Origin of the sequence: Heliobacterium mobile (genome assembly GCF_009720735.1) — a bacterium.
GTDB classification, from domain to species: Bacteria; Bacillota; Desulfitobacteriia; order Heliobacteriales; family Heliobacteriaceae; genus Heliobacterium; species Heliobacterium mobile.
In genome coordinates this window covers 111,486-120,776 of sequence record NZ_WNKU01000011.1, presented here as the reverse complement: position 1 = coordinate 120,776, position 9,291 = coordinate 111,486, and the positions used below count along the sequence as shown (strand labels likewise).

The 9,291-nt window shown below is 53.1% G+C and carries 8 protein-coding genes, 1 tRNA gene and 1 rRNA gene; 5 read left to right on the top strand and 5 right to left on the bottom strand.

Going from position 1 to position 9,291, the window contains the following annotated elements; translation table 11 throughout:
* Together GJ688_RS11085 and GJ688_RS11080 are read left to right on the top strand one after the other, a co-directional pair.
* Positions 1-181 (top strand): 23S ribosomal RNA (locus GJ688_RS11085); the annotation flags it as partial.
* Positions 182-352: 171 nt separating this feature from the next.
* Positions 353-427 (top strand) — tRNA-Asn (locus tag GJ688_RS11080).
* Between the two features lie 56 nt (positions 428-483).
* Here GJ688_RS11080 and GJ688_RS11075 read toward each other — a convergent pair.
* From GJ688_RS11075 to GJ688_RS11055, 5 genes are all read right to left on the bottom strand, one after another.
* Complete coding sequence (locus GJ688_RS11075; protein ID WP_170291889.1) at positions 484-1,776, bottom strand: coproporphyrinogen-III oxidase family protein; 1,293 nt, start codon at positions 1,774-1,776, stop codon at positions 484-486.
* Between the two features lie 24 nt (positions 1,777-1,800).
* Complete coding sequence (locus tag GJ688_RS11070) at positions 1,801-2,694, bottom strand: radical SAM protein (RefSeq protein ID WP_155476609.1); 894 nt, start codon at positions 2,692-2,694, stop codon at positions 1,801-1,803.
* A gap of 20 nt (positions 2,695-2,714) precedes the next feature.
* Positions 2,715-3,308 carry a GDYXXLXY domain-containing protein gene (locus tag GJ688_RS11065; protein ID WP_155476608.1) on the bottom strand — a complete coding sequence of 198 codons (594 nt, stop codon included), beginning with the start codon at positions 3,306-3,308 and terminating at the stop codon, positions 2,715-2,717.
* 3 nt (positions 3,309-3,311) lie between these two features.
* Complete coding sequence (locus GJ688_RS11060; RefSeq protein ID WP_155476607.1) at positions 3,312-4,610, bottom strand: DUF2157 domain-containing protein; 1,299 nt, start codon at positions 4,608-4,610, stop codon at positions 3,312-3,314.
* 184 nt (positions 4,611-4,794) lie between these two features.
* Entirely contained in the window at positions 4,795-5,295 is a 501-nt protein-coding gene (locus GJ688_RS11055) for a helix-turn-helix transcriptional regulator (protein WP_170291888.1), read from the bottom strand.
* A 297-nt stretch (positions 5,296-5,592) separates the two neighbouring features.
* Here GJ688_RS11055 and clpB point away from each other — a divergent pair, with 297 nt between their 5' ends.
* The 3 genes from clpB to GJ688_RS11040 are packed head-to-tail and all read left to right on the top strand — an operon-like array spanning position 5,593 to position 9,286.
* Entirely contained in the window at positions 5,593-8,196 is a 2,604-nt protein-coding gene (gene clpB, locus GJ688_RS11050; RefSeq protein WP_155476605.1) for an ATP-dependent chaperone ClpB, read from the top strand.
* 30 nt (positions 8,197-8,226) lie between these two features.
* Positions 8,227-8,715 carry a CtsR family transcriptional regulator gene (locus GJ688_RS11045; RefSeq protein WP_155476604.1) on the top strand — a complete coding sequence of 163 codons (489 nt, stop codon included), beginning with the start codon at positions 8,227-8,229 and terminating at the stop codon, positions 8,713-8,715.
* A 43-nt stretch (positions 8,716-8,758) separates the two neighbouring features.
* Positions 8,759-9,286: a UvrB/UvrC motif-containing protein gene (locus tag GJ688_RS11040; protein WP_170291887.1), complete on the top strand. Its 528-nt coding sequence runs from the start codon at positions 8,759-8,761 to the stop codon at positions 9,284-9,286.
* Positions 9,287-9,291: the final 5 nt, after the last annotated feature.

Here is a 9,291-nt window from a genome sequence, read left to right as displayed (position 1 = left end):
GTAGCTATGTCGGGAGCGGATAAGCGCTGAAAGCATCTAAGCGCGAAACCGACCCAAAGATGAGACTTCCCACTACGCAAGTAGGTAAGACCCCAGGAAGATGACCTGGTCGATCGGCCCGAGATGTACACGCCGTGAGGCGTTTAGTCGACGGGTACGAATCGGTCGAGGACTTGACCTTACATTGACGCTTTACTATCTGGAGGATTTTATTTGATGCAGCGGGACTGGGTGACCTCAGTCGTCGGCGGCTTTGCCGCCGATAACGACGTGGGAACCGTCCGTAGCGGAATCAAATAAAATCTACCCCCTGTGTAGTTTTCAAGGGACAAATCAATGTCCTGAATACCGTTCCTCGATAGCTCAACGGTAGAGCAACCGGCTGTTAACCGGTAGGTTGTAGGTTCGAATCCTACTCGAGGAGCCAAAAAGAGAGTTAACCTCAGACGAAAACGTCTGAGGTTTTTGCTTTTTAGAAGAGTATCAGATGTTTACTGCTTCAGGCCATGGTGTTTCTCCTGCTGTCGACCAGATCCGGTTTACATAGTCGAGAGCAAAATAATTTTGCATCAAGTGCAGCCAGAAGGCTCCCGGTTCCGTTAAGATAGCGAAATCCTCTTTTACCTCGGCCCATTTTACCCACTGAAGGAAACGAACGAGGTCCAACGGTTTTCGGTCTCCCTTTTCTCGCTGCTTCTCTAAGGGGGCCATGGGTATCGCCGTATCATATAACCGCCAATACAACCAGTGATAAAAGCTCAGGGAGTCGTTCAGTCGTAGCGACATCGCGACCGGTAACCGATCCTTTTGTTTCATAGCTTGAATATATGCTTCTACAGAAAAAGTGTTTATGTAAAACAAACCTGGTAAGTGAGAGCCGGCACCTGGACCTAATCCGATATATTCGTCTCTAGTCACGGAGGAATAACGCGGTGCTTGCTCTCTGGCAAAGCCCCAGACCGATACCCGTTGCCAACCTTTTTGCAAGAAGTAATCATGGATATGTTTATACATGCGCCGCCGGACAGTAAGGTCCGGCATTTTTACTTTTTTAATGTCTCGGTATTTCCCCACTGTCGTATAGGGAAAGGTGAATAAGGGATACAGGGTGACTTGATCTACGCCGAGAGATATGGCTTTCGCAATATCAGTCAGTACATCCTCCTCCTTTTGATCAGGCAGGGCAAACATTAAATCGACATTGACCGTTTCGAAACCGGCCTGGACCAGGGAGCGTAAAGTCGGAGGCAGGATTTGCGCCGAGTACTTGCGGCCTAAGAGGGATAAACATCGTTCGTCAAAACTTTGAACGCCTAAACTGATCCGCTTTATGCCCATCGACTTCAATTGCTCTGCTGTAACAAAACCGCTTTCGAGATCCATGGGATTTGTCTCAATACAGACGGGACCGGTGAGACGAAAGCGATAAGCGGTATATTCCAGAATGGTCCCTAACTTGTCGGCGATATGGGTCGGTGTTCCGCCGCCGATATAGATAGAGGTAATATCGATCGAACCCAATCGCCGATAGACTTCTTCGATTTCACGGAGCACCGCCTGCACATACGGTTCTACCCAGGAATCAGCGTAGGCGATCTTGTTATAAGGGCAGTAGGGACATAGACTTTTACAAAAAGGAACATGCAGGTACAAACCGGCAGACTTTATTTGAGGCAACTGGACATCGCGGACCGGATGAAAGGTGAAGTCTTGCTCGGCGCCGACAAGGTATCGACGCAGCCAACGAGTCCACCAAGGACTTGACGAGGGAACCATGACCATCCTCCTTATCGAAGAAGCTTAGAGAAAGCCCGCTAAGTTACGCCAGGCGTCAACATGCCACTGCTGAGCGGCAGCTACCTCTGTACAAGCGCCGTACCCGCATTCGCGGCAGAGCTCGGGGCTGTTATAGCGGCAGCATAGGTATTCTCCGTCTTGATCGATAATGGCATAAGTACGGCTCGGTCTTCGCCAGTTGCCGCTTTGCAGCAGGCGGAGACCGGATATGGAATTGTAGACCGGAAGGCCCACCTGCTTATGCTGAATGAGTTCGTCGATGATCGACGATCGTTCTTTCGCCGGGATGAACAACTCGTCGATGCCGTAATAGGGGGTATGAAAATAGAACATCACACCGGCTACTGGCCATTTTTCAAGGTGTACGGTCTGGAGAAATGCTTCAATATGATCGCGATTGAGTTGATTGACCGTATAGACGACCGCCTTTTTTTGCATCGGTGCGGCAAACATGTTGGCTCGAACTTTTTCAAAGTGATCTCCACGGATCCGGGCGTAATAGTCCCGTAAGCCGTCGACGCTGACCCAAAGCAGATCAGCCCGGCTCTGCAGGGGGAAGTGACCGTTTGTATAGATGTGGACGTGAAAGAAGCCGATTCGCCGTGCCTCTTCCACGACATCATCCAACCGGTAGTCATGATCCCGCCATAAAAAAGGTTCGCCGCCTTCGATGTACAGCTCTCGAAAGCCCCGTTGATAACAGGAAAGCAGTTTTTCTTGTATCTGTGTAAAAGTCATATCGGAGCGGCCCGTATTCGCTACCCGGCAATCCTTGCAGGCCAGGTTACAGCGGTCGGTGACGACAAGGCCTAAGATCAGTGGAACATCTTGCTGACCAAGTAAGAAGGGAAGGGCAAAGCGAGCATAATGACCCCATTGACGCCAGAAGGAAGCCATTGATTACTCCTCCTCTCCGCCTAGAAGGATTCCGCCTGCACTAGGCCCGTGAGCACGCTGTCCCCTCGCCATACTTTCACGCGGGCGTAGAGATTCTTTTGCTCGCGAAGAGTTTGCTCCAACTCAAGGCCCTTTCCCTCTGGCAGGTAGTACTCTTCCAAGCCATATTCAATTCGAGCGAATTTCGGTCTGCCATCACGGTCGGGATCTTTTTCAAGGGGAGCGGCAAGAGGAACGCGAGCAGAGGGTTCCTGATAGTGAAAACCGTCGTAACGTCCTTGTAAGACGACCTGTCCCGTAGCGGCTGCAGGTTCCTTTTGATAAAGGCCAACTGCGTGGTACAGCCCTTGCTGGTCTTCGACGACGACGTACACCTTGCTTCCATAGTCGATGTTTTCTTCGGCGATATCGGTAGAAACGAGACGTACATCGATATTGGAAATGTTGTAGCTCAAGCGGACATAATCGCCCATGAAGGGATGGCGGGGGTCGTCAGGCTCCGCTTTCAAGAGGATTTCTTGACCGGATGAAACGATGACGGCCCGGCTGCCTGCCATCAGGAGCAAGACGATCACCTGCAGGGCCACTACAGCGATAAAGGCAAAGCGGCGCATGAATTACACCTCCTTGCGACTGGCGTCCACAAGATGACGCCGTTTGCGTTCCAAGGAATAGCCGAGAACAAAGAGGACCAGGCCTCCACCGATAAAGAAAAGCGACTTGTCAAAGAGTCCCCAGGCGTATCGACCATAGGCGTAAAGAACACAGACCAGGAAAAAGAGGGTTCCGCTGTTGATCTGCCATTCTTCACGGAGCCGGCTCCCGCTTTGGATCAGCAGTATGGCCCCCACAAAGAGAATCAACAAGGCAGCAACTTCCGTATAGGTCATCAAGAACGTGCTGATTCCTATGGGGCTCCCGTTGCCGATCAGTTCTTTTCCCGGTTCAATGTACTTAGCGACAAAGGGAAGGGGGGCGGTCAAGGCAATCATGGCCAGTGATTCGAGCGAGGTTTGCTTTCGAGCACCCAACCATAGAATGGCCACGGCCGACAATAGCCAAAAAGCGGTAAGCCAAGGCCAAAAGGGTGCAAGAGGCGGCGGGTTCATAAGAAATAGGATCTCTACCAAGAAGGCGCCCCAGAGGAGCAACGGTGTGGACAGCAGCGGTGGCAAGGGACGATTGCTTTTTTCCGCGACGCGGTCGTAGATCAGCCCCCATAGTGGGAACAGGGAGAACCAGATGAGACTCTGTTCCGATTCCAGCAATTGAGCAAGGATGCAGAAGAAGAAGGCGATGGTGGCTCCATAGCGATGGACAGGCCGGTTGTTCCGCCAGAGAAAAGGGAGAACGAGCCCAATGAAGGCGCCGTAGAACCAGGGGCCGGTGACAAGAGACATGGTATGATCGGCGGCATCGCTAAGATTGGCGGCGGTCAGAAGAACCAACGCTGAAAGGTAAAAGAGAGGATGACCGGTCAGGTAAGCGACAGCGATGGCCCCGAGAAACCATAACCCCAGGCCGGTGGCATCATAGGAACTGATATGATACATCTGACCGACGAGCCAGATCCCGGCCCCGTAGGCGAACAAGCCCAGCAACAAAAAGGCTGAGCCGACACGAGGGTAGTTGCCCTTGCCATAAGCGAGAACATACCCAGTGGTGTAGGCGGCGATGATGACGCTGCAGATCAGGCCCAGCCGGATCGACCGGCTGATCTCGTCCCAGTTAGAGGCGACCATCAAGATGATCCCCAGACCGACGAGCAATCCGGCGAGCCACAGAATGATTTGAGACGAACGCCATTCCGAAGGGACATAACGCTCTTGCAGCCGTTCCCTCTGCTCGGCTGTAATCAGGCCCTCTGTGTACCACTGGTCGATTTCACCGCGTAACCACTTGTGCCGAAGCATCATCGACGATCACCGTCCTTTCTAGAACTCCGTAGAGACAGTTAGAGGTCAGGGGCAACGTTATAGATGAAACAAGTCTATAGATGAATCAACTTTAAAGACGAGACGAAGCTGTTTAGGGCTCGCTGGGAATCGCTGGTCAAGATTCCGACCTGCTTGACAGCAGAGTAGCCTCTCGCGGACATTCTTATCGGTTTGGCTCTTCAGCGATAGTACCCGTGGTGAGTTCAGCCAATCGCTGGAAGGTCTCTTCCCGGTTGAGGCTGTAATAATGGAGGTAATGGTCGCTGTCGATGATCCGGTAATAGGGGGTGAAGCGGTGTTTTTGGACGATGAAAGGCCCCTGCCGACTTTCTTCGGTCCACCATACGGGGCCTCCCAAGGTTTTGTACCAGGCACGAGACTTCGCTCGGGTGGAGACGAATTCAACGACATCGATAGTCATGTCGCCAAAGAGGGACTGAACAGGCTCACCTCGGCGAAACAATATAGCTGTCAGTGACGCCGCTGTAAAGCCTAAGGTCTTTCGGCCCTTTTCCACATCGACTAATGTTTTTTTCGATATGCCGATGATTTCAGCCATTTTATCCTGCGTCAAATCAGCATCCGTACGAATGAGCCGCAGCTTTGCGGAAACCAATTGGTCAAAAGTTTCCTGTGTCAGCACACCGGCGTCTTCCCGCTTCACCGGCATCCCTCCTCTGAAGTTAAGTGTAAAATTTCACTCTGTAGTGTAATTTTACACCGAGAGTTGATGTTGTCAACTACCGGAGTAGGACAATTCATACGATAGCGTATGATCTTGAAAATTAGAGGATTTGGTAGATAATCAAACCTAATCCCTACTCATCGAACTTATTGACGATTGCTTCACAAAAGTGCTTCTTGAATAAACTTAGCAAAATGGTGATATAATAAGCTCACAAAGGTCAAAGTTAGTCAATGACAGAGGAAAAAACTACTACGGATTTTCGGAGGTGGGATCATGGATTTCAACAAGCTGACCCAAAATAGTCAAGAAGCCTTTATGGCGGCCCAATCGCTGGCGGTACAGCAGGGAAATCCGGAAGTCGATGGGGAACACCTCTTGATGGCCCTTGTCGACCAGGAAGAAGGGTTGACTCGTCGACTCCTGGACAAGATGGGAATAGACAGTGAAGTCTTCCGCAGCCAGGTCCGGCGGGAAATGGAGCGAAAGCCCCGAGTGACCGGACCGGGTATGGAACATGGAAAGGTATATATTACGCCCCGGATGCAGCGTCTCATGGTGAAAGCCGAAGAAGAGGCACGGGGCCTAAAAGACGAATATATTTCCGTAGAACACCTGTTGCTGGCTTTTTTGGATCCGGCTCTCGATATGCCGCTGAAGCGTATTTTCAATGAGTTCAAGTTGAACCGGGAGAGCCTTCTGCAAGCGTTGACGGCCATTCGCGGCCACCAGCGTGTCACAAGCGCCAACCCGGAAGTGACCTATGAGGTGCTGGAAAAGTACGGCCGTGAGTTGGTCCAGGAAGCTCGAAGGGGACGTCTCGATCCAGTCATCGGCCGTGACGCCGAAATTCGCCGGGTCGTCCGGATCCTATCGCGAAAGACGAAGAACAACCCTGTCCTCATCGGCGAACCTGGCGTCGGTAAGACGGCCATCGTCGAGGGCTTGGCCCTCCGGATCGTCCGGGGCGATGTTCCGGAAGGATTAAAAGATAAGGCCATCTTCGCTCTCGACTTGGGCGCCCTGGTCGCTGGCGCCAAATACCGCGGCGAGTTTGAAGAACGGCTCAAAGCGGTGCTGCAGGAGATCAAGAAAAGCGACGGCCGGATCCTGCTCTTCATCGACGAACTGCACACCATCGTCGGTGCCGGTAAGGCCGAGGGGGCCATGGATGCCGGCAATATGCTCAAGCCGATGCTGGCCCGGGGGGAACTCCACTGTATCGGCGCGACCACCTTGGACGAATATCGTAAGTACATTGAAAAAGATGCGGCTTTAGAACGGCGCTTCCAACCGGTCATCGTCGAGGCTCCCGACGTGGAGGATACCATCTCTATCCTTCGGGGCTTAAAAGAGCGCTTTGAAGTCCACCACGGCGTGAAAATCCACGATAATGCTCTAGTGGCTGCAGCGACTTTATCCAACCGCTATATCAGCGACCGTTTCTTGCCCGATAAGGCCATCGACCTCGTCGATGAGGCTTGCGCCATGATCCGCACAGAGATCGACTCTTTACCGACAGAACTCGATGAAGTGAGCCGGCGGCGCATGCAACTCGAAGTGGAAGAGGCCGCGCTAGCAAAGGAAAAAGATAAGGCTAGTCTCGAACGGTTGGAGGCGCTGCGCAAAGAACTGGCCGATCTCAAGGAAAAAGAAGACCAGATGCGTGCCCGTTGGGACTTGGAAAAAGAAGCGATCCGCAAGGTGCAGTCCTTGCGCGAAGAGATCGATAAAGTCCGCCGCGATGTCGACGAGGCAGAGCGGGGATACCATTATGACCTCAACCGGCTGGCCGAACTCAAATACGGCCGGCTGCCGCAGCTAGAGCAGCAACTGCAACAAGAAGAAGCCGAACTGGCCCGGAAGTCCGGTGAAAACCGGCTGCTGCGGGAAGAAGTGACCGAAGAAGAGATCGCCGATATCGTCGCCCGTTGGACCGGGATCCCGGTCACGCGATTAGTGGAAGGGGAACGGGAAAAATTACTCCGGTTGAGCGACATCCTTCATGAACGGGTCATCGGTCAAGAGGAAGCTGTCGACTTAGTGACAGATGCCGTTCTCCGGGCTCGAGCAGGCATCAAGGATCCCCGCCGCCCGATCGGTTCTTTCATCTTCCTCGGCCCGACTGGTGTCGGGAAGACGGAACTGGCCAAGACGCTGGCCCGGGCGCTTTTTGACAGTGAAGAGAACATGATCCGGATCGATATGTCCGAGTACATGGAAAAGCAAACGGTAGCCCGGCTCATCGGTGCCCCGCCGGGATATGTGGGGTATGAGGAAGGCGGACAACTGACCGAAGCGGTCCGGCGCAAACCTTATTCAGTCATTCTCTTCGATGAGATTGAAAAAGCACACCCCGACGTGTTTAACGTGCTGCTGCAGATCCTCGATGACGGCCGGGTGACGGACGCTCAGGGACGGACGGTGGACTTTAAGAACACGGTGATCATCATGACCTCCAATATCGGATCGCAGTATTTGCTGGATGGGGTGACCGACGATGGCGAGATCCGTCCGACCGCTCGCGACCAGGTGATGCGCAGTTTGCGGAGCCATTTCCGGCCGGAGTTTTTGAACCGTGTGGACGATGTGGTCCTCTTCAAGCCGCTCACACTCAAGGAGATCACGGCGATTATCGATATAATGACGTCTGAACTGCAAGAACGGTTGCAACAGCGATTTATCCGCCTGGAACTGACCGAGGCGGCGAAAGAGCAGATCGCCCGGGAAGGCTTCGATCCCGTTTACGGTGCCCGGCCCTTGAAGCGGTATTTGCAGCGTCATGTGGAGACCCCGGTTGCCCGGGCGCTCATCGCCGGGACCGTATCGAATGGCGGGACGATTCGCTTTGATGTCCACGAGGGACGGCTTGTGATGTAGCACAAAAAACCATAGCGGTGGTGAGACAACATGGCCAATCTAGCCGACCAGATCGAACGTTACATTAAAGAACTGCTGGAGCAGAGTCGGGAGAGCGCCATCGAGGTTCAACGGCAGCAGTTGGCCGCTCTTTTCGGCTGTGTTCCGTCGCAGATCAACTATGTGTTGACGACCCGCTTCGCCACGGAACAGGGATATGTCATCGAGAGCCGCCGTGGCGGCGGCGGTTTCGTTCGCATCGTCAAACTGTCGATCGAAGAGGGTGACGATCTATGGGATTTTTTATCGACACAACTAGGCGATTTGATTTCAGAAGATCAGGCGAAACGGTTCATCTCCCGCCTAGTCGATGACCAGATGCTGACGGCACGAGAGGGACTACTGATGCAGGCCGCCGTCCAACGGGATGTGTTGCAGGGAGCCTATCCCCAACGGGACGCGCTGCGAGCCCGGTTGGTGAAAGCCATGCTCTATAATCTCATGCGGCAAGATCAGGAAAAAGAGTCAGCCGACGACTGAGTGAAATTGAATGACCCTATACTGGGGTAAAGGGGGCTTTCCGGTGTATTGCGATGAATGCAAAAAACGACCGGCTACGGTTCATCTGACGAAGATCATCAACGGGGAAAAATCAGAAGTCAATTTATGCGAAGAATGTGCTCGGGCGCAGCATAAAGAGTGGAGCATGGCCTTTGACGATGACTTTCCGATCAACAAATTCCTAGCGGGACTGCTCGGCTTTGACGCCCATCAACAGCAGGCCAAACAGGTGAATTTCGGCTTTGCGCCGCCAGAAAAATGTGAGAACTGCGGCGCTACCTACAACCAGATCAGCCAGACCGGACGACTCGGTTGCAACCATTGCTTTATTCAGTTTAAGGATAAGATGGAGCCGCTTCTCCGGCGTGTTCAAGGGTCCAACCGTCACACGGGCAAAGTGCCCCAGCGCACCGGCGGCACGATTCGCGTGCAGCGAGAAATTCAACAGCTTCGGGCAAAGCTGCAGCAGCATGTGGCCTTGGAAGAATTTGAGCAGGCCGCTCGCGTCCGGGACCGGATTCGGGACCTGGAAAAAGAGTTGTCGGAATAGGGGGT

Bases quoted from the DNA above. Each gene is read 5' to 3' on its own strand.
- GJ688_RS11075 (WP_170291889.1), bottom strand. From the start codon at position 1,776: ATGGTTCCCTCGTCAAGTCCTTGGTGGACTCGTTGGCTGCGTCGATAC.
- GJ688_RS11070 (WP_155476609.1), bottom strand. From the start codon at position 2,694: ATGGCTTCCTTCTGGCGTCAATGGGGTCATTATGCTCGCTTTGCCCTT.
- GJ688_RS11065 (WP_155476608.1), bottom strand. From the start codon at position 3,308: ATGCGCCGCTTTGCCTTTATCGCTGTAGTGGCCCTGCAGGTGATCGTC.
- GJ688_RS11060 (WP_155476607.1), bottom strand. From the start codon at position 4,610: ATGATGCTTCGGCACAAGTGGTTACGCGGTGAAATCGACCAGTGGTAC.
- clpB (WP_155476605.1), top strand. From the start codon at position 5,593: ATGGATTTCAACAAGCTGACCCAAAATAGTCAAGAAGCCTTTATGGCG.
- GJ688_RS11045 (WP_155476604.1), top strand. From the start codon at position 8,227: ATGGCCAATCTAGCCGACCAGATCGAACGTTACATTAAAGAACTGCTG.